The following is a 23100-nucleotide window of genomic DNA, read 5'->3' as shown; positions in this document are numbered from 1 at the left end:
TTTAACGAGAGATACATCCAAATAAAAAGTACGGCTAAAAAACCGTACTTTCTTATTTAAACCTTTCAGGCTAGCCTGATTTTCAAGACATGTATGATACGCACTTTTTTCCTATTTTGGAAGTCTATTTCTTCGACAATTTTTAAAAATATTTAAAAAATTTGCATAAACCCGAAAAATAGCACTAATTTAAGGCTTTTCAACCGCTGTTATTTTCCCAAAATCACTCTTCCAATCAATCTCAGCCGTTACCGCCGGATAAAAATGCACCGCTTCTTGATTTGCCGTGAGAGCTAATACCAAATCATAAACAAGCGGTAAATGGGAAATAATCAATACGTTCTTTGCCCCTTCTTCTCGTAAAAAAGCTAAATAACCGCAAACATTACCGAGATCACCGGATGGGGTAATCCCTTCCCAAACTTCAACCAAGCTTTCATTTGTAAAATTTTTACCAGAATCGACCGCTTGCATCCCCTGAGATAAACATTCAAGAGTTTGTTGTGTACGACGATAAGGACTGACTAAAATTTTATCTAGCTTAATTTGCTTTTCAATCAAACGCTTAGCTAGCCACTCTCCTTGTTTTTTAACAGTAGCTTCACCTTGAGAAGTGAGAGTTCGTTCGCTATCTCTGCTCGCATAAAAACCGGCCTCACCATGGCGCATAATCCAAATATTCATCGGAAAACCTCATTACTGTATTTAAACCTAAAAGATTTAGGCGTATAATGTGCCACGTTTAAGGCAGAATCAAGCCCTGTCATAAAAAGAATTTTTAATATCGGCAAATCAATACATTACGGAGTCTATCAATGTCTAGAAAACTCAGAAGAACCAAAATTGTTTGTACAATGGGTCCAGCTACAGACCGTGGCAATAACTTAGAAAAAATTATTGCTGCCGGTGCAAATATGGTTCGTATGAACTTCTCACACGGTGTACCGGAAGATCACATCGAGCGTGCAAATAAAGTACGTGAAATTGCAGCAAAATTAGGTAAAACAGTTGCAATCTTAGGCGACTTACAAGGCCCTAAAATACGTGTATCAACTTTTAAAGACGGTAAAATTTTCTTAAACATCGGTGATAAATTCACATTAGACGCCGATTTACCACGTGGTGAAGGTCACCAAGATGCGGTTGGTTTAGACTACAAAAACTTACCAAACGATGTAGTACCGGGCGATATTCTTTTATTAGACGATGGTAACGTTCAATTAAAAGTACTTTCTGTTGAAGGTGTAAAAGTTCATACAGAAGTAACTGTTGGCGGTCCTTTATCAAATAATAAAGGTATCAATAAATTAGGCGGTGGCTTATCCGCGCCTGCACTAACAGACAAAGATAAAGAAGACATCAAATTAGCAGCGAAAATCGGCGTTGACTATCTTGCAGTATCATTCCCACAATCAAGCGCAGACTTACACTACGCTCGTCAATTAGCACAAGAAGCAGGTTTAAATGCAAAAATCGTTGCTAAAGTGGAACGTGCTGAAACCGTAGCAACCGAAGAAGCAATGGATGATATCATCTTAGGCTCAGACGTTGTGATGGTTGCGCGTGGCGACTTAGGTGTTGAAATCGGTGATGCGGCATTAGTTGGCGTACAAAAACGTTTAATTCGTCGTGCACGTAAATTAAACCGCGTAGTAATTACTGCAACGCAAATGATGGAATCAATGATCAAAAAACCAATGCCGACACGTGCTGAGGTTATGGACGTTGCAAATGCGGTATTAGACGGTACTGATGCGGTAATGCTTTCTGGCGAAACTGCAAACGGTGATTATCCGGTAGAAACCGTTAAATCAATGGCTGAAGTATGTTTAGGTGCTGAAACAATGCCTAGCATCAATATTTCTCGCCACCGTATGGAAGGCACATTTGCAACTATAGACGAAGCAGTTGCAATGTCAGCAATGTACACAGCAAACCACTTAGAAGGTGTTTCTGCAATTATTGCATTAACTCACTCAGGTGAAACAGCTAAATTAATGAGCCGTATCAGCTCAGGTTTACCGATTTACGCATTATCTCGTAACCAAAAAGCATTAAATCTTTCTGCGCTTTACCGCGGTGTTACACCGGTATTCTATGATGAAGAAAGCCGTACAATTGATGGAGCGAAAAAAGCAATCGCATTATTAAAAGAGAAAGGTTACTTAATGTCTGGCGATTTAGTGTTATTAACACACGGTGACGAATTAAAAGAAGGCGGTACAAATACTTGCCGTATTTTAAAAGTTGAATAATCACTAAATTCAATCTAAAAAGCCCACGCTAATGCGTGGGTTTTTATTATGTACCTCAATTTCAATACGCAAATTCCAATGAAAAAACAACCGCTTAATATCTGTATTTTACGCCTCTCCGCTATTGGGGACGTATGTCATACCCTTGCTGTCGTTCAAGCGATTCAACGCCAATATCCCGATGCAAAAATCAGCTGGATTATCGGCAAAACCGAAGCAATGCTGATGCAAGGCTTGGAAAATGTCGAACTGATTCCCTATGATAAAAAAACAGGCTGGAAAGGAATATTTACACTTTGGAAAACACTGGCTAACAAGCAGTTCGATTTCCTGTTAAATATGCAAACTGCTTTTCGAGCCTCAATGATTTCATTAGGCATTAAAGCGACTAAAAAAATTGGTTTTAATCAAGATCGTGCACGTGAAATGCAGTGGCTTTTTACTAATGAAAAAGTGGAAATGACCGCTTCTCCACACGTATTAGACGGACAAATGATGTTTGCTAAAGCAATTGGTGTAACAGATTTAACCCCTCGTTGGTCATTGCCTTTAAGCCAATCCGATCTGGATTACAGTGCTGCTTTTATCGATAAAACCAAGAAGAATGTTTTAATTTCGCCTTGTTCCAGTAAAAAAGAAAAAGATTGGGGAGCAGAGCCTAATGCCGAAATCACTAAATGGCTTACCGCTCAGAATATCAATGTGATTATTGCCGGCTCCCCTTCTGCTTATGAAATGGAAACCGCAAATAAAATTCAACAACTTGCACCTAAATGCATCAATATCACAGGGAAAACCAGCCTGAAACAACTTGCTGCCTTAATTAAACAAGTTGATTTGGTTATCTCTCCCGATACGGGGGCAGCACATATCGCAACTACACAATCTACACCTGTTATCGGCTTATATGCAATTCATAATCCTCGCCGTACAGCGCCCTATAATGATCAACACAATGTTGTTTCTGCCTATGATCAAGCCGTACTAGATTATTATGGAAAACCGTGGAATAAGTTACCTTGGGCAACTAAGGCTCGAAGTAAATCAGGCGACAAATTAATGGAACGAATCAGTGTGAATGAGGTGAAGAAAAAAATAGTTGAAACTCTAGCTGTAAAATTGTAAAGTAGAGATGTATTATTTTTTTTACACATACAGGAAATAAAAATGAACACCGTAGTTAACCAAGATAGTTTACATAATGTAAATATTGCTGATGAAAAAGTATTACTCACACCGACCGAACTTAAAGCCGAATTTCCTCTGCCAGAACATTTACGTAAACAAATTGAAACATCACGTCGTGAGATCTCAGATATCATTCATAAACGTGATCCACGTAAACTGATTGTGATTGGCCCTTGCTCTATTCACGACCCGGTTGCGGCTATCGAATACGGAAAAAAATTAAAAACATTAGCCGACACTGTTTCAGATAAGCTTTATATCGTAATGCGCGTTTATTTTGAAAAACCACGTACTACTGTGGGTTGGAAAGGTTTAATCAACGATCCGAAAATTAACGGTACTTTTGATGTTGAAACCGGTTTACGTGTCGGACGTAAACTTTGCTTAGAACTAGCTGAATTAGGTTTACCACTTGCAACTGAAGCGCTAGATCCAATGACACCACAATACTTAGCAGATCTCTTTAGTTGGTCAGCGATCGGAGCACGTACAACCGAATCCCAAACACACCGAGAATTAGCCTCCGGCTTATCTATGGCAGTCGGCTTTAAAAACGGTACGGACGGTGGCTTAGCTGTAGCAATCAACGCAATGCAATCCGCTGCACAAAGCCACAGTTTTATCGGTATCAACCAAAAAGGTCAAGTAAACTTATTACACACCAAAGGCAATCAAGACGGCCATGTGATTTTACGCGGCGGTAAAATACCAAACTTTGAACAACAATATGTGGAAGAATGCGAATTAGCGCTACGCAAAGCAGGCTTACCGGAAGCGATTATGATTGACTGTAGCCACGGTAACTCCAATAAAGATTACCGCCGTCAACCACTGATAGCGGAAAATGCCCTAGAGCAATTACTAAACGGCAACAATTCAATTATCGGTTTAATGATCGAAAGCCATTTAAATGCCGGTAATCAATCATCAGAACAGCCCTTCAGTGAAATGAAATACGGCGTATCTATTACCGATGCTTGTATCGACTGGCAGACCACAGAAGAAGTATTAACAAATTTTGCTGAAAAATTAAGACAGAAATAACAACCGTAAATAATTTGGTAAGATTCTCATACATTGGGCAAGCGGTAAATTTTGCAAAATTTTATGCAAATTTGACCGCTTGTTTAATGAATCTTCCGACAAATGAAGGAACAATCAATGAGTCCATTAAATCCTTTACGAGAAAAAATCGATCAAGTTGACCAACAGCTAATTCAGCTGTTTGCCGAACGCTTAAAGTTAGTCGCTGAAGTTGGAAAAGTAAAATCGGAACATGGCATTCCGGTTTACGCACCGGAACGAGAAACGGAGATGATTGCTGCTCGCCGTCAGGAAGCGGAAAAGCAAGGCATACCTGCTGATTTGATCGAAGACGTATTAAGACGTATCATGCGTGAATCTTATGCGAATGAAAACAAACACGGCTTTAAAACGACCAATCCGAATATCAATAAAATTGTGATTGTCGGTGGTAAAGGTAAATTAGGTGGATTATTTGCTCGTTTTCTTGGACTTTCCGGTTACCCAGTCGAAACATTGGGCAGCAAAGATTGGGACAATGCAGAACAAATCCTTAGCGGCAGTGATTTAGTGATTGTATGTGTACCAATTAACAAAACTTTAGAAACGATTGAACGCTTACAACCGTTCTTGACTGAAAATATGATTCTAGCGGACTTGACCTCGGTTAAAGCCCAACCGCTTGAAAAAATGTTGGAAATCCACAGTGGCCCGATTGTCGGTTTACATCCGATGTTTGGACCGGATATCGCCTCAATGGCAAAACAACTGGTTGCTTGCTGCCATGGACGCTTTTCTGAAAAATATGAATGGCTTATTGAGCAAATTAAAATCTGGGGAGCAAAAATTGAAGTGATTGATGCGCATGAGCATGATCATGCAATGACTTATATTCAAGCTTTGCGTCACTTTTCAACTTTTACTTTCGGTCTGCATCTATCTCGCCAGCCGGTAAAATTATCGCAACTTTTAGTACTTTCCTCACCGATTTACCGCTTGGAATTAGCGATGATCGGGCGCTTATTCGCTCAAGATGGCGGCTTATATGCAGATATTATTTCGGATAAACCGGAAAATCTGGCGGTAATTGAATCACTTAAAGACACTTTTGCAACCAGCTTGGAGTTCTTTAAAAACAATGATAAAGCCGGTTTTATTCAAGCGTTTGAAGAGGTTCATCATTGGTTTGGTGATTATTCGGAGCAATTCTTAAAAGAAAGCCGAATGTTACTGCAACAAGCAAATGATAACCGTAAATAACAAAAAAGCTCATCTTTAATAAGATGAGCTTTTTCTTTATTGATTTACTACCGCTTGAATTCTCTGCTCAATGCCTGCCGCATCTAAGCCTAAATCTGCATAGCTTTCCGCTTGGGTCGCTTGTGGCACGAAGAAATCAGGAATACCAAGCATGACAAGCGGTCGAATTTTACCGACTTTTTGCAAATATTCATTCACAAAACTGCCTGCACCGCCTTGAATCGCATTTTCTTCCAAAGTCACCAATAATTCATGCGAATCCGCTAATTCCGCTACCAATTGTTCATCAAACGGTTTCACAAAACGCATATCTACCAGCGTGTAGTTATGTTTTTCTGCAACGATACGTGCTTCATTTAGCAATGGTCCAAAGTTTAGAATCGCCACTTTTTGCCCTTGCTGAATCAGCTTGCCTTTACCAACTTCAAGCGCTTGCATCGGTTCTAACGCCACACCTTGCGCATTACCTCTCGGATAACGTACCGCCGCCGGTGTATTCATTCGATAAGCCGTATAAAGCATTTGGCGCATTTCATTCTCGTCTGACGGACACATAATCGTCATATTCGGAATACAACGCATAAAGCTCACATCAAATGCACCTTGGTGAGTTTGCCCGTCCGCACCGACAATCCCCGCTCGGTCAATCGCAAAAATCACCGGTAAATTTTGAATCGCGACATCGTGAATCAGCTGATCGTAAGCACGTTGTAAGAAGCTTGAATAGATTGCCACTACCGGCTTATAACCGGCAATCGCCAAACCGGCACCAAAAGTCACCGCATGCTGCTCTGCAATCGCAACATCAAAGTACTGTTCAGGAAAACGTTTTGAAAATTCAACCATTCCCGAACCTTCACGCATTGCCGGTGTAATACCGATTAACTTACTGTCTTTTTCCGCCATTTCACATAGCCAATTACCAAAAATATCCGAATAAGTCGGAATCGTTTTTGATTTCGGCAATTGTCCACAAGTCGGGTCAAATTTAGGCACGCCGTGATAACCAATCGGATCATTTTCCGCCGGCTCGTAGCCTTTACCTTTTTTGGTACGAATGTGTAAGAATTGCGGACCTTTTAGCTCACGCATATTGCTTAACGTTTTAATCAATTCATCAATATTATGACCGTCCACCGGGCCGATATAATTAAAACCCAGCTCTTCAAATAAGGTGCTTTCAGGTGAGAACATCACTCCTTTTAAGTGTTCCTCACTTTTCTTCATAAAATTTTTGATGATTGGCACTTTATCGAGTACTTTTTTGCTACCATCACGTACGCTAGTATAAAGAGAGCCAGAAAAAATGCGAGCTAAGTGATTATTAAGTGCTCCAACATTTTCTGAAATTGACATCTCGTTATCATTTAAGATAACTAACATATCGGTATGCAATGCACCAGCGTGGTTCATCGCTTCAAATGCCATACCGGCAGTAATCGCGCCGTCGCCGATCACACATACGGTTTTACGTCCGGCATTTTCTTTTTCTGCTGCTACGGCAATACCGACACCGGCACTAATTGAAGTAGATGAATGACCGACGCTTAATACGTCATAGAGGCTTTCTTCACGCCAAGGGAAAGGATGAATACCGTTCTTTTGACGAATGGTATGCATTTGGTCACGACGACCGGTAAGAATTTTATGCGGATATGCCTGATGACCAACATCCCAAATGAGTTGGTCAAAAGGTGTTTGATAAACATAATGCAAAGCTACCGTAAGCTCTACCACCCCTAAACCGGAGGCTAAATGGCCACTTGTTTGGCTAACCGATTCCAGTAAATAAGCACGAAGCTCATCTGCCACAGACTGTAATTGCTCTTTTGCAAGCAAACGCAAATCTTCCGGAGAGTTGATTTGGCTTAACAGAGGATATTTGTTTTGCATAGTGTTTTCTTTTTTTTAATTTAACCACGAGCCATACGGATTAACACGGGTATTGCAAAATAAGCTAGAAATTTGACCGCTTGTTTGTTTTACCCGTGAAATCTATGGTTTAAATTTTAAATTAGTTTTTAAGATCTTCGGTTAATGTCGGTTGAATCGTATTTAAGATCTCTTTTACCACACGAGCCTGACCTGCTACGACGTTACCTGATTTTAAGTAATCCGTACCGCCAACAAAATTCGTTACGATTGCCCCGGCTTCACGCGCAATTAAATCGCCCGCTGCAAAATCCCACGGTTTTAAACCGATTTCAAAGTAACCGTCAACACGATTTGCCGCCACATAAGCTAAATCAAGCGCTGCAGAACCAGTACGACGGAAATCCGCCACGCCGTTATTCATTAAGCCTTCAAGCATATTTAAATGCGCAGGACGATGTTGGGCTGCTTTGAAAGGGAAACCGGTTGCAAGTACAGTACCGTTTAAATCACGGCGATCTGTTTCTACACGTAAACGGAATTCATTGAGTTTTGCACCTTCACCACGAACAGCAGTGAAAAGTTCATTACGGATTGGATCGTAAACAACACCCACCGTTGTACGACCATTTTCACGTACCGCAATCGAAACTGCAAAATGAGGTAAGCGTTTCACGAAGTTAGTTGTACCATCTAATGGATCAATCACCCATTGTACATTTTCGTTTTCGCCTGCCAAAATACCAGACTCTTCGCCAACAATAGCATGACCAGGATAAGATTTACGGATCACTTCAATAATCGCCGCTTCCGCTGCTTTATCAATTGCAGTTACATAATCGTTTGTACCTTTTTGAGCCACTTCGATTTCACTCGCGGCTTGCTCATAGCCTTTAGCAATAATATTGCCTGCTTTTCGTGCAGCACGAATAGCAATGTTTAACATTGGGTTCATAATTCCACCAGATTTTAAAGAACATAAAAAGACGAGTGATTATAAAGAAACTTACCAAATAAAGGAATAACAAGCGGTCTGATTCTCAAAATTTTTTGCAAAAAAGCGATATTTTACTATGCGAATAAACTATAATAGCCCGAAATTTTCCCTAAGGAACGATAGAATGAAACCAAAATTTAATGAAAATAAACCCCGCTTTCAAACCGTTAATGAGCGCCGAGATAGCAAATTCCAAACAAAATCAAACCGCTTTAACGATGAACATCACTCAAATCTCCGCGAACAACGTAATGCTCGTTCTTCAAACCGATTCGAAGATAAACCTCGTTTCGACAAACCTAAATTCGCTAGCGATAAAGCCCGCTTTGAGCGTAAAGATCGCCAAGAAGCTCGTGAAGTGCTTTACCCTACAAGCGCTAAAAAAGTTAGTGGCGAAGGCAGCGTACAAATTAGCGTAAAAGGTGGCAATAGCACAATTAAAGAGAAAAAAACCGGCCCGCTTTCTCCTCGTGCGCCGGAAAAAATTAAGAAAAACCGTGCAGAAGAAATGAAAATGTATGGCGAAAATGCTTGCCTTGCGCTATTCAAACAAAGACCGGATGCGATTGTTCGTTTATGGGCAACAGTAGAAGGGGCGAAAAAGTTAGGCGATATGCTTAGCTACCTAGCCGAACACAAAAAAGCTTACCATGTAGTGGATCGTGCCGAAATGGAACGTGTAACCGGTACCGAACATCACGGCGATGTCTGTTTATTAGTGAAAAAAGCCGTGCCGTTCTCATTAGAAGGTTATTTACAAGTGCAGCGTAAACGTGATTGTTTAGTCTTACTGGATGCAGTGAACAATGCACAAAACGTAGGCGGTATTATTCGTACTTGTGCGTTCTATGGTGTAAGCGGCGTAATTGTCGAAAGTGCCAATACCCTTAATTCAAGTGCTGCAGCTCGCGTTGCGGAAGGTGGTTTAGAATTTGTGCGCGCGCTCGAAACCAAGCATAAACAAATCGCACTGACGCAATTACGTCATGCCGGCTATCAAATCGTCCATTTAACCCACAATAAACAAGCTGCATCACTGGCAAAAACAAAATTAGCTGCAAAAACGGTATTCGTATTAAGTGAAATTTCAGCACAAGATATTGAATATCTGGAAGATACCACCGTACAGCTTTCTTTTGAAAACCCGCTTAACAGTGGCTTAAATATTGCGGTAAGTACTGGTATCGTACTGAATCAATGGTACCAAACGCATATCATTTAAGATGGAAACTAAAAAAACAGGCTTACACAAAAATGTAAGCCTGTTTTACTTTGGAGCTTTGTTAGCTTATTAGCCCTTTTATTCCATCAAAAATTAAAATCATACCGAATACAATAAAAATCACACCGGCAACATTATCAATATAACGACTATATTTTGTATAAAATTCTTGTACCGGTCGGCGAGAAAACAGCAATGCCACTAATATAAAATAAATTAGCGTTGAAAATACAAACAAAAATAATAAAAGAAATAGATCAGAAGTTTGAGTAAATTGAGCAAGGAATGCTGAAACGACACTTGTAAAATAAACACCAGCCTTTGCATTAAAGATATTGATCAATAAGCCTTTTTTAATTTCAGTAACATTATCTAACACTCTCAGATTTGTTGGCCCATTCGTGAATGTTGCATTTTTTGTAACCCTCACCATAAGTGAACCGATATAAGATAAATATATGCCACCAATCACCATAATCAAAAATTGGAACATTGTACCAATCGTATTACTCAACCAAGCCAAGCCGAAAATGGCAAGACTCGCCCAAAAAATAATCCCTAATGAAATCCCGATCGCTGCTAAAATACCGGCTTTAGTTGAATGACTTGCCGATTGGCGTACCACATAAAAAAAATCCGGACCAGGGCTGGCTAAGCCTGCCAGATGAACCAACAGAATGGTAAGCATATACTCTCCTAAATAAAACAATAAATTAAATGTAAAGCAATTAGTGCATAAATTGCGGCAAGAATATCGTCAAACATAATACCTAAACCGGTTTCTAATTTTTCATCAAAATAACGAATCGGATAAGGTTTTAATACATCAAAGAAACGAAAACAAATAAACGTTAGTAGATAAGCTAACCAATTATATTCAGGCAAAAATGCAAACATCAGAAAAATTGCCACAATTTCATCCCACACAATACGCCCGTCATCATGTATATTTAGATCACGACTGGTTTGCTCACAAATATGGCAACCGGCAATAAAGCTCACGAGGGTTAAACCGATAAAGAATAAAAAACTCTCAGTCAAATTCCACAATAAAATAGCAATCAACACACCGGCAAGCGAACCCCAAGTTCCCGGTGCCGGCTTTAATAAGCCTGAACCAAAACCACAAGCAAGTAAATGAATCGGATTTTTTAAATTAAAATTTTTCATCGTTTTATACTGATTTAAAATGATCAAAACCAACTTGAGCCGGTACCGGCACTTGTTTGCCATTTTGGCGTAAAATCAGACCGCTTGCCGCCGAAATGATCCTACCGATACAGCTCACCTTAATCCCTTGGGAACGTAAAATTTTTTCCATTTCCGACCGCTTGTCATCCGATACGGTAAAACATAATTCGTAATCCTCACCACCGGTTAAAGCAAAATGGAGGGCTTCTTGCCCACTATATTTAGCAGTTAAATGTGTAGAAAGTGGTATGTTATCCAATTCGATTTCAGCCCCAACTTGACTACGCTCTAAAATATGCCCTAAATCGGCTAATAAGCCGTCGGAAATATCGATCGCACAACGAGAAAATGCTCGTAGTGCAAGTCCTAACTCCACTCTCGGTGTAGGGCGTAAATGGCGTTGTACTAAATAGTGGGCGGATTCGCCTGAAATTTTGCAATGATCCAATAGAAGTGATAACCCCGCCGCACTATCACCTAATGTGCCGGAAACAAAAATCCAATCACCGACTTGTGCTTGGTGTCGAAATAGTCCTTGATCTTTTGGTAAAATCCCTTGTGCGGTAAGGGTGAGCGAAAGCGGGCCGCCAGTTGTATCACCGCCAATCAAATCAACCTGATAACGATCTAATACGGCAAATAAACTTTGGCTAAACTCAGTAATCCACAGATGATCAATTTTCGGGAGAGTTAAAGCTAAAGAAACCCACGCAGGCGTAGCCCCCATTGCGGCTAAATCGCTCAAATTAACTGCTAAAGTCTTATAAGCTAAATCTGCAGCGGAAATAGACGGAAGAAAATGCGTTCCTAATACAAGCGTATCGGTAGTAATGGCTAAACGTTCATTCGGTTTTAAAGTAGTGACTGCACAGTCATCGCCTACGGATAAATCCACATCAGAGCGTAAATTGTTACGTTTAAAATATTGTGCAATGACTTCAAATTCCGTCATTTTTCCTCCGTTAAATGATAAAAAAGAAGGCGAACCAATGCTCACCTTCTTTTGATAAATAAATTATTTACGACCTAAAGCTGGTACTAATTTATCTAAAACACCGTTGATATATTTATGGCTATCCTCTGAACCGAATACTTTCGCCACTTCAATACCTTCATTAATGGCCACTTTATAAGGTACATCAAGTTCATATTTTAATTCGTATGCCGAAAGACGTAAGATGCTACGTTCAATCGGATCAACCTCATCTTCCGCACGATCTAAAAACGGACGAAGATCGCTATCAATCGCTTCTACATATAAAACCGTACCGCGTAATAATTTACGGAAATAAGGCAAATCAACACCATTCATATCTTGGTCTGTGATAAATGATAATTCAACTTCTTCTACACTGTTTTGCGATACATACCAAGAATAAAGAGCCTGAACCGCACACTCTCTGGCACGGCGACGTGGAGAAACTTTCATAAAACCTCTGCGTTTATCATAAAGAACAAAATGGCGGCATTTAAATAAACCGCCACACACAAATTCGTACGCAATCAAGCTATAACTTATTGTGATTTAAGCGGGGAATTCTAACACAATTTATCTTATTTTGGCGGTAATTTATATGAAGAATGCGAGGAAACTTGTGATTGTCCATTTTTAACAATGTAAGGCGTAACAAAAATCACTAGTTCACGCTTACTAATTTTATCGCTTGAATGACTAAATAACTTTTTAATGACCGGAATCGAACCTAAAATCGGCACTCGATCCTCTCCTTTTGCAGTTAGATGTTGAAAAATACCACCAAGCACAATGGTCTCACCGTGTTGAGCAAATACCTGCGTATTCAGTTCTTGCTTATCAATCGTCACTAAGCCGTGAACTGTTGAACTAGTTGAATTCGGTGAATTTTGTGTTACAACCAGATCGAGCAAAATTTTCTTATCGTTTGAAATATGTGGCGTGACTTGCAGCCCTAAAACCGCTTCTTTAAATTCAATATTTTTCACTTCATCCTTACGGTTATACAGCACATAAGGAATTTCCGTCCCTTGCTTAATACTCGCGGGCTTCTTATTGGTAGTCAATAAACGAGGGCTAGCAATAATTTCTACATTATTTTCCTGCTCCAAAGCAGTGAGTTCCAAATCAAGCACTCGTCCATTAATTTTCGCTACTTGTAGCGCAATAGAAGCTGCATTATTTACCGGAAAATTTACGTTTAAGTGATTAGTATTTGGTAGCCCATTTGCTTCAAGCGGGCCGGCAATTTTATGATGTCCATTTGCCGGAGAAAACATTCCCCAACGCACGCCAAGCTCTTGCAAATTTTCACTGCTTATCGTGACTATTCTTGCTTCAATCGCAATCTGCTCAGTCGGTTTATCCAGATTTCTAATTAATTTCACAATATTTTTCATCGATTCCGAGCTATCTTTAATAATCAAACTATTACTGCGATCATCAAAATGTAAATAACCATTTTCCGATAAAAAGTTTCCGCTACCTTTGGTTAAAGATTCAATCACTTCTGCCGCTTTAGCATAATCTAATTTGATAGTTTTAGTAATCAGTTTAGGTTTTAATAATTCCGGATTTAATCCTCTGTTAGGCTCCTTATCATCTTTTTTATGGCTAATAAAATAAATTTGGTTCTCATATACTGTCGTCAATTTATTCGCTCGAGTGATACTTTTTAAAACACTATCAAAATCACTATTTTCAATTCTTAATGTGGTATTCGTTTCAATATTATCGCTTAACACAATATTTTTGCCGTGTTCTTCCGCTAAATAACTTAGAATTTCTGACGTTGGTGCATTTTTTAACGAGATAGAAAAAGCATACACAGTAATCGATGAAAATATAAAAAAGAGTAATAAAATCGCTTGCTTCACTGCTCTGCTCCTATAATTTTAAGATAACTAAGCCAGGTGACTGACAATTTTTCTCAGATTGCCAATTAATATAACTAATTGATTTTAAATCAATATCTACAATCTGAATCAGTTCATCCGCCAACCAATCATTGACTTGCAGATCAAACAGTTGCTTTTGAGCATTCATCAAAATCGCTTTATATTTATCCTGTTTCTTGAGTACGCCGATAAATTTCAATTGGGTTAATTTGGAAGGTAAATAACGATTGTTTCTTAACGAAGGTACTGGACAAACGGTTACTTTTTCGGAATCAATAGCAATACTCTTTTCTGCTAAAAAGACCGTACTTTCATCAGCTAGTTGCTCGCCATAAAATGGCTCTGCAATACTTACAGATACAAAAAATAGCAAACCTAAAATATATTTATTCATTTTCATCCTCTATTACAATAACTGTAGCTTTTAATTGCAGCTGTTTTTCTGAATTTAATTTAACTAAATTAATTTCCTTAAACCTTAATTTTTTAACTTTAGATAAAATCCTGATTAAATTAAGTACTCTTACAACTTGATGATTTAAGGAAAAATATATTGATTTTTCTTGTTCTACATTCCATTGCATTTGCTCTAACTTTACCTGATGACGATTAAATAAATTTTGTAATTGTTGATTAAATTGGCTAATAGATTGTTCCTTTCTTTTAAAATCGTCATTATGTTTGGAAAGGCTTTGATACAGTATCTTCTTTTGGATAATTTCGTCAGTTAATTGTTGCTGAAAAAATAATAGTTCCCTCTGTCGATATTGTTCATAAAAATAACAATAAGACGGATAGCTAATAATTGAAACGAACAATAAAACTAGAATTATTTTAAAATAACGTTCAACAAATGATAGCATCCTAAAAACATATCCTTGAGGAGATAAATAAAATCGATTAATAGAAAACATTCTTACTCCCTTAATACAACATTCAAACTAAATTCAACTTGAAGTTGATCATTTATTTGAAAATTAACTAATGAATATTTAAATGCTTTTTGTTCGAATAAATATTTTTCTAACCGATCAAATTGGGAGGATTGCATTAATATACCGGTTATCGTCATACTTGGAATCTCATTATGTTCCAGCACGACCGTATCTATTCCACCTTGTGTTAAAGGCAAACTTTGTAATAAATCTAAAAACATATTCACTTGACTTTCAGTTAACGTTTCACTTAGATGAACATTTGATAAGCTTCGCCCTTGTTCTAATTTGCTATTCAGTCGTTCCAATTCTGTTTCTAAGTGCTTAGTTTGACTTACAAGCGGTCTATTTTGCTGAGAAATTTGCCAAGCACTCGATTGCAAATATATAGCGAGACAAAGTGCCATCATGCCAATAATAAATAACCAACAAAATTGGCTATAAATTTTGCGTTTCCATTGCCTTATTCGCCAATCGGTTAAATTTATCCCTTGCCATTCCATAAACTCGCCCCTAATGCGGTTACATATAAAAAAGGATCTTTTGTCGAACCAGGTAATTCAAGATGACTTAAATCACAGTTGGCTTGTGTCAGATCAGAACTAAACTCAATTGCTTTCGCTGTTAATCTAAATGTTTTATTTTTTAAAGCGTAAATTCGATCTTCTTGGGGTAACTCAGAAATGGATAAGTAATTAAAACCTCTAACAAAGCAGTAAAGCTCACAATCAAGAATCGTATCAGATTTAATTAAAAGTGAATTTGCATAATTTCTACGCAAAGCATAAATAAGTACTCGAACCAAGCCGTCATTCGGCAATGGAAAAAGTTGGTAGTCAAAATAAACCTCTTCCAGTACAAGCGGTAATTCTTGTCTTAACACTTGCAAAATTTGATGGTAGATCATTGTTTGGCTATGGCTGAGTGGTAGGAAAATATATTTTCGCCAAACATATTGGAAAGGAACCGAGCAAACAAATGTAGAATTTTTAGGAAATTTAACCGCTTGTTGCCATGAAAAGTCATTATCTTCTGCTTTTGCTTGCCAATAAATCTCAGTTTTATTTTCGGGCTCATCCTTCCAAACAAAGCAGCGATAGGTCTGATTTTCACTGATGCCAATGAATAAAGGTTTTTGCGTTTTTTTCAGCAACTTGGCGAAACTTTTCACAATTTTACTCCTTTAAATTGACTTTGTTTGATTTTTTAGCGGTTTTTTAGGTGTTTTTCGCTTATACTTATACCTTTATAGTGTCTGTATATTGGCTATAAATTTTTATTTCGTCATTTACCAAAAGAGAATTTTTCGATGAAGATCGCAAAAATAATATTAAGTACTTTTCTTTCTCTCATTATTTTGGGAGGGATTGTCGCTGGCTTAGCGTATTTCCATATCAAAGAAAGCCTACCAAATGTTTCAACATTAAAAAGCGTTGAATTACAACAGCCGATGCAAATATTCACGGCTGACGGCAAGCTCATTGGTGAAGTGGGTGAACAGCGCCGTATTCCAGTAAAACTAGCAGAAATTCCACAAACACTTATTGATGCAATTATTGCAACCGAAGACGTTCGTTTCTACGATCACAACGGTATCGACCCTAAAGGGATCGTGCGTGCTATCTGGCGTTCTAGCCAAGGTGATACGCAAGGTGCAAGTACTATTACACAACAATTGGCAAGGAATTTCTTCTTAACTCCGGAACGTAATATAGAGCGGAAAATCAAAGAAGCTATCTTAGCGCTTGAGATCGAGAAAGTACTGAGCAAAGATGAAATTCTTGAACTTTACCTGAATAAAATTTATCTGGGTTACCGTTCTCACGGAGTAGCAGCAGCTGCCAAAACTTATTTTGGTAAGTCATTAGAGCAACTCAATTTAAGTGAAATCGCAATTATTGCCGGTTTACCTAAAGCGCCTTCTACGATGAATCCGCTTTACTCGGTAAAGCGCGCCGAAGCACGTCGTAATGTTGTATTAGGTCGTATGTTAGAAGTCGGTAAAATTACTCAACAACAGCATGACCAAGCAAAAGCAGAACCGGTAAAAGCTACCTTCTACGGTACCGCTTTAGAATTTAGAGCCGACTATGTAACCGAAATGGTTCGCCAAGAGATGGTGAAGCGTTATGGTGAAGACGTTGCATATAACAAAGGCTTTAAAGTGTATGCAACCGTACTGTCTACTGACCAAAAAGCGGCTCAAGACGCACTAAGCGAAAACTTAATTAACTACGACCGCCGCCACGGTTGGCGTGGAGCTGAAAAGCTTTGGAGCGGCAAAAATGCTTGGGATGATGAAAAAATTATCGAACACCTAAGCAAATTACCGAATTCAGAACCATTCGTCGGGGCAGCAGTTGTTGCGACCAGCAAAAACGGTTATACCATTATGTTGGCTAACGGCGATAAAGCCGAATTGAAAAAAGCAAACGCCACATTTGGTAAATTGATTAAATTAAATGTCGGTGAGCAAATTTGGGTTCGCCAAACAAAAAACAGCGGAGATTGGCAGCTAGGCCAGATTCCTGAAGTAAACTCAGCATTGGTGTCATTAAACAGTGATAACGGTGCAATTGAAGCGATCGTCGGTGGATTTAGCTTTGAACAAAGTCGCTTTAATCGAGCGACCCAATCTTTAGTTCAAGTTGGTTCATCAATCAAACCGTTTATTTATACTGCGGCAATGAATAAAGGTTTAAGTCTTTCAACCACGCTGAGCGATTCACCGATTACGATCATTAAGCGCGGACAAAAGCCTTGGACGCCGAAAAATGCAGACAATCGCTACGAAGGTCCTCTGCGCTTGCGTGTTGCACTAGGTAAGTCTAAAAATATGGTGGCAATCCGCACCTTACAAATGGCGGGTTTAGACTATGTTGCCGAATATTTAGAACGTTTTGGTTTCAGCCGTGATCAATTTATGGCAACCGAAGCACTAGCACTAGGTGCAGCCTCTTTTACGCCGCTAGAAATGGCTCGTGCATACGCTGTATTTGATAATGGCGGTTATTTAGTTGATCCTTATATTATTGATCGCATCTTGGATAACCAAGGTAATGAATTATTTAAAGCAAATCCGGCGATTGCTTGTGTGGAATGTGATCATATTCCAGTAAAATACCCTGAACCGACTTATTTTGACGGTGTAAAAATCCACGATGAAGAACAACTACGTGAAGCATTAGGTACTACCGGAGAAGAAAATGTTACGGAAGAAGCCGAAACGGAAGTTGCTGCCGAGGCTGAACCGGAAATCAAACCGGCGGTAAAAACCAATGCACCAAGTTTAATGACTGAGGCGGCTCAAAATTCTGCAGAAGTCCGTTATGCGCCACGAGTAATTAGCGGCGAGCTGGCCTTTTTAATGCGTAGTGCATTAAATAGTGCAATTTATGGTGAACCGGGGCAAGCTTGGAACGGTACCAGTAAAGCACTTGCTAATGACTTCAAGCGTAAAGATATCGGCGGAAAAACCGGTACTACAAACAATTCAAAAGTGACTTGGTATGCTGGTTTCGGTGCTAATATCGTAACGACCGTTTATGTCGGGTTTGATGACAATAAACGTGATTTAGGTCGTGGAGAAGCAGGAGCAAGAACTGCGATGCCTGCATGGGTTAAATACATGAAAGTGGCATTAAAAGATAAACCTGAGCGTAACTTCCCGATACCTCAAAATATTGTTGAAGCAAAAATTGATTCAACAAGTGGTTTCTTAGGCAGCAATTTAACTGAGTACTTTATCAAGGGCACTGAACCAACGAAAAAATATATCGTTGAAAAAGCCTATAAACTGCCACAATCTCAGGATAAACAGTTGCATATCGAACAACGTTTAGGTTTACCTCCTAAAGGGGTTTTAAGCTCACCGGAAGGTAGTGAATTATTCTAAAAAATAATGTAAAAATTTGGAGATAATCTCTCCTATAAGGTTGAAATTAGGTGCGATTTCTTGAGATAATTACATCCAATTTTATTTTGGGCGATTTGTGGCATCTATACTATTTGAATTAATCGAAAAATCATAATTGTAAAATTTTTCGCAAAACAGACCGCTTGCCATTGCCAATTGAAGGCAGTAAGGCATAAGCGGTCGTTTTCTTTCCACAGGTCGAGTTGTTTAAATTAGTTGTCGAATAAATGAAGAAAAAATAATGGCTGAAAAACGTAATATTTTCTTAGTGGGCCCCATGGGAGCAGGAAAAAGCACCATTGGTCGTCAGCTGGCACAAATGTTGAATATGGATTTCATTGATTCCGATTCTGTTATTGAAGAACGTGCCGGTGCAGATATTGATTGGATCTTCGATGTAGAAGGTGAAGCAGGCTTCCGTAAACGCGAAGAGAGAATTATTAATGAATTAACCCAAAATCAAGGGGTTGTACTTTCAACCGGCGGAGGTTCAGTATTATCAAAAGATAACCGTAACGTGCTTTCTGCCAGAGGTATTGTGATCTACCTAGAAACAACTGTAGATAAACAATTTGAACGTACTCAACGTGATAAAAAGCGTCCGTTACTTCAAACAGAAGATCCACGCAAAACCCTTGAAGAGTTAGCAAAAATTCGTAATCCGTTATATGAAGAAATTGCTGACATAACACTACAAACCGATGAGCAGAGTGCAAAAGTTGTTGCAACTCATATCATCGAGTTAATTGATAATTTACAGTAACCACAAGGGGTAAGATATGTTGCAAGTGAATGTTGAATTGAAAGAACGTCGTTATCCGATTCTTATTGGAGCAGGTCTGTTAACGGATCCTCAAAGTTATGCACCGCTAAAAGCGGGTGATAAAGTAATGATTGTCTCTAATCCAACGGTTGCTGAACATTATCTTGCCACGGTTCAAGACACTTTGGCTAAACTGGGTTGTTGTGTTGATTACGTATTAATTCCGGACGGGGAAAAATACAAAACGTTAGATTCCCTCAATATGATTTTCACCGCATTATTGGAAAAAAATCATAACCGAGACACTACCCTTCTTGCATTAGGCGGTGGCGTTATCGGAGATGTGGCTGGCTATGCCGCAGCATCTTATCAACGAGGCATCCGTTTTATTCAAATTCCAACGACTTTGCTTGCTCAAGTGGATTCTTCCGTAGGGGGTAAAACGGCGGTAAACCATCCTCTAGGCAAGAATATGATTGGTGCGTTTTACCAACCGATTTCGGTAATTATTGACACGAATAGCTTACATACTTTAGCTAAACGTGAAGTAAGCGCCGGCTTAGCTGAAGTTATCAAATACGGTGCGATTTTTGATCTTGCTTTCTTTGAATGGCTAGAACAAAACATTGATAACCTTGTCGCTCTAGATCAAAATGCATTGGAATACTGTATCCAGCGCTGTTGCCAATTAAAAGCCGATGTTGTCGCACGAGACGAAACAGAAAAAGGTGAGCGTGCGTTACTTAACTTAGGTCATACGTTTGGCCACGCTATTGAAGCGCATATGGGATATGGTAACTGGTTACACGGTGAAGGTGTATCCGTCGGTATGCTTGAAGCAGCTGAATTATCTCGCATTCTCGGTGATTTAACCGAACAAGACGTAGCTCGTCTTGAGAAGTTATTAGCTCGAGCGGTTTTACCAACTATCTCACCAGATAATATGGAACCGGCGGAATATCTCCCTTATATGTGGCGCGATAAAAAAGTACTAGGCGGTCAATTACGTTTAATCTTGCTTAAATCACTTGGTCAAGCCTACGTCAGCGCACAAGCAACAGAAGCACAAGTATTAGCAGCAATAGAACGCTTCACTCAACGCTAATTTATGAGCAACCACAAACGTGCCTTTTTAAAATGGGCGGGTGGAAAATACCGCCTAACCCCAGAAATCAACAAACATTTGCCCCCTCAGCCAGCTCAGGGGGCTTGTTTCGTTGAGCCATTTGTAGGTGCAGGCTCCGTATTTCTCAATACGGATTATGATCGTTATCTGCTCGCTGATATTAACCCAGATCTCATTAACCTGTTTAATATCGTAAAGCAAGATGTAGAACATTATATTCAGCAAACAAAAGCGCTCTTTCATGCCCCTAATGCTAATAGTGCGGAATTTTATTACGCGCGCCGTCAGGAATTTAATCAATCTAACGATAAATTCCGCCGAGCTGTGCTGTTCCTATATCTAAACCGTTTTGGCTTTAATGGGCTTTGTCGCTATAACCAAAAGCGAGAATATAATGTACCGTTTGGCGCATATAAAACACACTATTTCCCTGAGCAAGAATTGCGCTTTTTTGCTGAAAAAGCCCAAAAGGCACAGTTTATTTGCGCTGACTTTGAAGAGGTTTTCAACTTATTGGAGCAAAAATCGGATAACTATATTGTTTACTGCGATCCGCCTTACGCTCCGCTTCAACAAGAAAGCAATTTCACCAATTATGCCGGAGGAGGCTTTAGTCTTGCCCAGCAAGAATTACTTGCCTCTTATGCAAAGCAAGCACAAGCTAAAAACATTCCGGTATTAATTTCAAATCATGATACGGCTTTTACCCGTAGCATTTATAAAGGCGCAAAAATCAAAAAAATTAAAGTTCAGCGTTCTATCAGCCAAAAAGGTGATACACGTATAAAAGTCGATGAATTATTTGCATTTTTTGCATAAATCTCTTTTTGTAAAAGTTTTTAAAAATCAGACCGTTTGTCGGTCTTTATTAGCACTTTAGGAGTAATAATGTCAAATAAACCTGTAGAACGCCAATCGTGGTCAAACCGATTGGCTTATGTTATGACTGTTGCCGGTGCGACTGTCGGTTTTGGCGCAACCTGGCGCTTTCCTTACCTTGTAGGCGAAAATGGTGGCGGAGCTTACGTATTTCTATTCTGTATCGCAATGATTGTGATCGGTATTCCGATGATTTTGGTGGAGAATGTTATCGGTCGTCGCATTAAAGTAAATGCCATTGATGCATTTAGCGGAACGGCAAACGGTAAAAAAATTGCCTCAGGTTGGAAAATTCTTGGCTATATGGGCTTACTCGGTGCATTTGGTATCTTAGCTTACTATATGGTTTTAGGCGGATGGGTATTAAATTATATTGATAGCTTATTGAGCGGTACCCTTGATTTATCTTCTCCAGTTACCGTTGAAACGACTGCGGCTTATTACAAAGAAAGTATTCAAAACAGCCCGCTCGCAATCATCGGTTACACAGCGATTTTCGTATTAGTAAACTACTTTATTTTGGTCAAAGGAATCGTTGATGGTATTGAACGTTCAGTAAAATATCTCATGCCGATTTTGTTTATTTTCCTCCTTGTGATGGTGATTCGTAACGTCACATTACCAGGTGCCGCGGAAGGTATTTCTTTCTACCTTATGCCAGATTTTTCTAAAATCACACCTAAACTTTTCGTATTTGTATTAGGTCAAGTGTTCTTTGCATTAAGCCTTGGTTTTGGTGTATTGATTACCTTATCAAGTTACTTAGATAAAAATGAGAACTTAGTCAAAACGGCAACCATTACTGGGATTATGAATACGCTGATTGCGGTACTTGCCGGCTTTATGATCTTCCCATCATTATTTAGCTTCGGTGTTGCGCCAAATTCAGGACCAACCTTGGTATTCCAAAGTTTACCAATCGTATTCTCTAATATGTGGGGCGGGAGTATCTTTGCGGTTATTTTCTTCAGCTTATTAGTCGTTGCAGCACTCACTACTTCACTCACTATTTACGAGGTAATTATCACCGCATTACAAGAAAAAACCAAAATGGGGCGCAAAGCTGCAATTGCTTTAACGCTTGGAATAATTTTCGTTGTGGGTAATATTCCATCCGTATTAGGTGACAATGAATGGAAACATATCACAATTATGGGTAAAAGTATCTTTGATGCATTCGACTATATCAGTGGGAATATCTTATTTATTCTAACAGCATTGGGTAGTGCGGTTTTCGTTGGTTTTGTTCTTAAAGATGAAGCTAAAGCAGAATTAGGTGCAAATAAAACGTTCACTAATATTTGGTTTAACTACGTAAGATTTATTATCCCAGTCATTATTTTAGTGATCTTCTTTAATTCACTTTAAATCATAAAAAAGCTATTCGGTCACGGATAGCTTTTTTATAAATAATACATAAAAATGATCTGCCCCATAAATTTGGACAGTTCATAAATTAGCTAAGATATTGGGCTCTGTATTGTACAGGGCTCAAATTTTTTAAGCTTGGTTTTATCCGTTTCTCATTATAGTAACGAATATGTTTATGCAATGCCTGTTCTAATTCATCAACTGTTGCAAATTGATGTCCATAAAAACATT

The 23100-nt window shown here is 39.0% G+C and carries 23 protein-coding genes; 10 read left to right on the top strand and 13 right to left on the bottom strand.

Annotated features, from left to right (window positions below; all coding sequences use genetic code 11):
• Window positions 1-189: 189 nt before the first annotated feature.
• Complete coding sequence (sixA, locus tag C228_RS0110875; protein ID WP_018652649.1) at window positions 190-684, bottom strand: phosphohistidine phosphatase SixA; 495 nt, start codon at window positions 682-684, stop codon at window positions 190-192.
• A 131-nt stretch (window positions 685-815) separates the two neighbouring features.
• Between sixA and pyk the strand changes: the two genes are divergently transcribed.
• The 4 genes from pyk to tyrA all read left to right on the top strand — a co-directional run bounded on the left by pyk (window position 816) and on the right by tyrA (window position 5726).
• Window positions 816-2255 carry a pyruvate kinase gene (gene pyk, locus C228_RS0110870; RefSeq protein ID WP_026313285.1) on the top strand — a complete coding sequence of 480 codons (1440 nt, stop codon included), beginning with the start codon at window positions 816-818 and terminating at the stop codon, window positions 2253-2255.
• Between the two features lie 78 nt (window positions 2256-2333).
• Window positions 2334-3380, top strand: coding sequence for a glycosyltransferase family 9 protein (locus C228_RS0110865; protein WP_018652647.1), 1047 nt, complete (start codon window positions 2334-2336; stop codon window positions 3378-3380).
• A 42-nt stretch (window positions 3381-3422) separates the two neighbouring features.
• Window positions 3423-4487 (top strand): 3-deoxy-7-phosphoheptulonate synthase, encoded by a 1065-nt coding sequence (locus C228_RS0110860; RefSeq protein ID WP_018652646.1) that lies wholly within the window; start codon window positions 3423-3425, stop codon window positions 4485-4487.
• A gap of 117 nt (window positions 4488-4604) precedes the next feature.
• Window positions 4605-5726: a bifunctional chorismate mutase/prephenate dehydrogenase gene (tyrA, locus tag C228_RS0110855; protein WP_018652645.1), complete on the top strand. Its 1122-nt coding sequence runs from the start codon at window positions 4605-4607 to the stop codon at window positions 5724-5726.
• Window positions 5727-5762: 36 nt separating this feature from the next.
• Here the strand turns inward: tyrA and dxs are convergent, their stop codons facing one another.
• Window positions 5763-7619 carry a 1-deoxy-D-xylulose-5-phosphate synthase gene (gene dxs / locus C228_RS0110850; RefSeq protein WP_018652644.1) on the bottom strand — a complete coding sequence of 619 codons (1857 nt, stop codon included), beginning with the start codon at window positions 7617-7619 and terminating at the stop codon, window positions 5763-5765.
• A gap of 121 nt (window positions 7620-7740) precedes the next feature.
• Window positions 7741-8553 carry an inositol-1-monophosphatase gene (gene suhB, locus C228_RS0110845; protein ID WP_018652643.1) on the bottom strand — a complete coding sequence of 271 codons (813 nt, stop codon included), beginning with the start codon at window positions 8551-8553 and terminating at the stop codon, window positions 7741-7743.
• A 166-nt stretch (window positions 8554-8719) separates the two neighbouring features.
• On the opposite strand from suhB, the gene C228_RS0110840 reads away from it, so the two are divergent.
• Window positions 8720-9817 (top strand): TrmH family RNA methyltransferase, encoded by a 1098-nt coding sequence (locus C228_RS0110840; protein ID WP_018652642.1) that lies wholly within the window; start codon window positions 8720-8722, stop codon window positions 9815-9817.
• A 61-nt stretch (window positions 9818-9878) separates the two neighbouring features.
• Here the strand turns inward: C228_RS0110840 and C228_RS0110835 are convergent, their stop codons facing one another.
• The 9 genes from C228_RS0110835 to C228_RS0110795 all read right to left on the bottom strand — a co-directional run bounded on the left by C228_RS0110835 (window position 9879) and on the right by C228_RS0110795 (window position 15985).
• On the bottom strand, window positions 9879-10505 hold the full coding sequence (locus tag C228_RS0110835; RefSeq protein ID WP_018652641.1) for a LysE family transporter: 627 nt from the start codon (window positions 10503-10505) through the stop codon (window positions 9879-9881).
• 8 nt (window positions 10506-10513) lie between these two features.
• A complete protein-coding gene (locus tag C228_RS0110830) occupies window positions 10514-10987 on the bottom strand; it encodes a phosphatidylglycerophosphatase A family protein (RefSeq protein ID WP_026313284.1) in 474 nt (157 codons plus the stop codon).
• Window positions 10988-10991: 4 nt separating this feature from the next.
• Window positions 10992-11960, bottom strand: coding sequence for a thiamine-phosphate kinase (thiL, locus tag C228_RS0110825; RefSeq protein WP_018652639.1), 969 nt, complete (start codon window positions 11958-11960; stop codon window positions 10992-10994).
• A gap of 63 nt (window positions 11961-12023) precedes the next feature.
• A complete protein-coding gene (gene nusB / locus C228_RS0110820) occupies window positions 12024-12437 on the bottom strand; it encodes a transcription antitermination factor NusB (protein ID WP_018652638.1) in 414 nt (137 codons plus the stop codon).
• Window positions 12438-12562: 125 nt separating this feature from the next.
• A complete protein-coding gene (gene pilQ / locus C228_RS0110815) occupies window positions 12563-13858 on the bottom strand; it encodes a type IV pilus secretin PilQ (protein WP_018652637.1) in 1296 nt (431 codons plus the stop codon).
• A gap of 10 nt (window positions 13859-13868) precedes the next feature.
• Window positions 13869-14273, bottom strand: coding sequence for a hypothetical protein (locus tag C228_RS0110810; protein WP_018652636.1), 405 nt, complete (start codon window positions 14271-14273; stop codon window positions 13869-13871).
• Window positions 14266-14793: a hypothetical protein gene (locus C228_RS0110805; protein ID WP_018652635.1), complete on the bottom strand. Its 528-nt coding sequence runs from the start codon at window positions 14791-14793 to the stop codon at window positions 14266-14268. Before C228_RS0110805 ends, C228_RS0110810 begins: the two co-directional genes overlap by 8 nt.
• Window positions 14794-14795: 2 nt before the next feature.
• Window positions 14796-15317, bottom strand: a complete 522-nt coding sequence (locus tag C228_RS0110800) for a hypothetical protein (RefSeq protein ID WP_018652634.1) — start codon at window positions 15315-15317, stop codon at window positions 14796-14798.
• Window positions 15299-15985 (bottom strand): type IV pilus biogenesis protein PilM, encoded by a 687-nt coding sequence (locus C228_RS0110795; RefSeq protein WP_018652633.1) that lies wholly within the window; start codon window positions 15983-15985, stop codon window positions 15299-15301. The genes C228_RS0110800 and C228_RS0110795 overlap by 19 nt, the downstream gene beginning before the upstream one ends.
• Window positions 15986-16123: 138 nt before the next feature.
• On the opposite strand from C228_RS0110795, the gene C228_RS0110790 reads away from it, so the two are divergent.
• The 5 genes from C228_RS0110790 (at window position 16124) to C228_RS0110770 (ending at window position 22866) form a co-directional block, all read left to right on the top strand.
• On the top strand, window positions 16124-18709 hold the full coding sequence (locus C228_RS0110790) for a penicillin-binding protein 1A (RefSeq protein WP_018652632.1): 2586 nt from the start codon (window positions 16124-16126) through the stop codon (window positions 18707-18709).
• Window positions 18710-18971: 262 nt separating this feature from the next.
• Window positions 18972-19493, top strand: a complete 522-nt coding sequence (gene aroK, locus C228_RS0110785) for a shikimate kinase AroK (RefSeq protein ID WP_018652631.1) — start codon at window positions 18972-18974, stop codon at window positions 19491-19493.
• Window positions 19494-19509: 16 nt separating this feature from the next.
• Entirely contained in the window at window positions 19510-20598 is a 1089-nt protein-coding gene (aroB, locus tag C228_RS0110780; RefSeq protein ID WP_018652630.1) for a 3-dehydroquinate synthase, read from the top strand.
• 3 nt (window positions 20599-20601) lie between these two features.
• Window positions 20602-21438 (top strand): Dam family site-specific DNA-(adenine-N6)-methyltransferase, encoded by an 837-nt coding sequence (locus C228_RS0110775; RefSeq protein ID WP_018652629.1) that lies wholly within the window; start codon window positions 20602-20604, stop codon window positions 21436-21438.
• A 69-nt stretch (window positions 21439-21507) separates the two neighbouring features.
• Entirely contained in the window at window positions 21508-22866 is a 1359-nt protein-coding gene (locus C228_RS0110770) for a sodium-dependent transporter (protein ID WP_018652628.1), read from the top strand.
• Window positions 22867-22954: 88 nt separating this feature from the next.
• Here C228_RS0110770 and C228_RS15210 read toward each other — a convergent pair.
• On the bottom strand, window positions 22955-23100 hold a 146-nt coding region (locus C228_RS15210), incomplete at its 5' end, for an IS3 family transposase (RefSeq protein ID WP_155877790.1).

The sequence above is a fragment of the Actinobacillus capsulatus DSM 19761 genome (assembly GCF_000374285.1).
GTDB classification, from domain to species: domain Bacteria; phylum Pseudomonadota; class Gammaproteobacteria; order Enterobacterales; family Pasteurellaceae; genus Actinobacillus; species Actinobacillus capsulatus.
Note: the sequence above shows the minus strand (reverse complement) of the source record. Positions and strands in the feature narration are given on the sequence as shown.

Coding starts and splice junctions, on each gene's coding strand:
- sixA (WP_018652649.1), bottom strand. CDS start 684: ATGAATATTTGGATTATGCGCCATGGTGAGGCCGGTTTTTATGCGAGC.
- pyk (WP_026313285.1), top strand. CDS start 816: ATGTCTAGAAAACTCAGAAGAACCAAAATTGTTTGTACAATGGGTCCA.
- C228_RS0110865 (WP_018652647.1), top strand. CDS start 2,334: ATGAAAAAACAACCGCTTAATATCTGTATTTTACGCCTCTCCGCTATT.
- C228_RS0110860 (WP_018652646.1), top strand. CDS start 3,423: ATGAACACCGTAGTTAACCAAGATAGTTTACATAATGTAAATATTGCT.
- tyrA (WP_018652645.1), top strand. CDS start 4,605: ATGAGTCCATTAAATCCTTTACGAGAAAAAATCGATCAAGTTGACCAA.
- dxs (WP_018652644.1), bottom strand. CDS start 7,619: ATGCAAAACAAATATCCTCTGTTAAGCCAAATCAACTCTCCGGAAGAT.
- suhB (WP_018652643.1), bottom strand. CDS start 8,553: ATGAACCCAATGTTAAACATTGCTATTCGTGCTGCACGAAAAGCAGGC.
- C228_RS0110840 (WP_018652642.1), top strand. CDS start 8,720: ATGAAACCAAAATTTAATGAAAATAAACCCCGCTTTCAAACCGTTAAT.
- C228_RS0110835 (WP_018652641.1), bottom strand. CDS start 10,505: ATGCTTACCATTCTGTTGGTTCATCTGGCAGGCTTAGCCAGCCCTGGT.
- C228_RS0110830 (WP_026313284.1), bottom strand. CDS start 10,987: ATGAAAAATTTTAATTTAAAAAATCCGATTCATTTACTTGCTTGTGGT.
- thiL (WP_018652639.1), bottom strand. CDS start 11,960: ATGACGGAATTTGAAGTCATTGCACAATATTTTAAACGTAACAATTTA.
- nusB (WP_018652638.1), bottom strand. CDS start 12,437: ATGAAAGTTTCTCCACGTCGCCGTGCCAGAGAGTGTGCGGTTCAGGCT.
- C228_RS0110810 (WP_018652636.1), bottom strand. CDS start 14,273: ATGAATAAATATATTTTAGGTTTGCTATTTTTTGTATCTGTAAGTATT.
- C228_RS0110805 (WP_018652635.1), bottom strand. CDS start 14,793: ATGTTTTCTATTAATCGATTTTATTTATCTCCTCAAGGATATGTTTTT.
- C228_RS0110800 (WP_018652634.1), bottom strand. CDS start 15,317: ATGGAATGGCAAGGGATAAATTTAACCGATTGGCGAATAAGGCAATGG.
- C228_RS0110790 (WP_018652632.1), top strand. CDS start 16,124: ATGAAGATCGCAAAAATAATATTAAGTACTTTTCTTTCTCTCATTATT.
- aroK (WP_018652631.1), top strand. CDS start 18,972: ATGGCTGAAAAACGTAATATTTTCTTAGTGGGCCCCATGGGAGCAGGA.
- aroB (WP_018652630.1), top strand. CDS start 19,510: ATGTTGCAAGTGAATGTTGAATTGAAAGAACGTCGTTATCCGATTCTT.
- C228_RS0110775 (WP_018652629.1), top strand. CDS start 20,602: ATGAGCAACCACAAACGTGCCTTTTTAAAATGGGCGGGTGGAAAATAC.
- C228_RS0110770 (WP_018652628.1), top strand. CDS start 21,508: ATGTCAAATAAACCTGTAGAACGCCAATCGTGGTCAAACCGATTGGCT.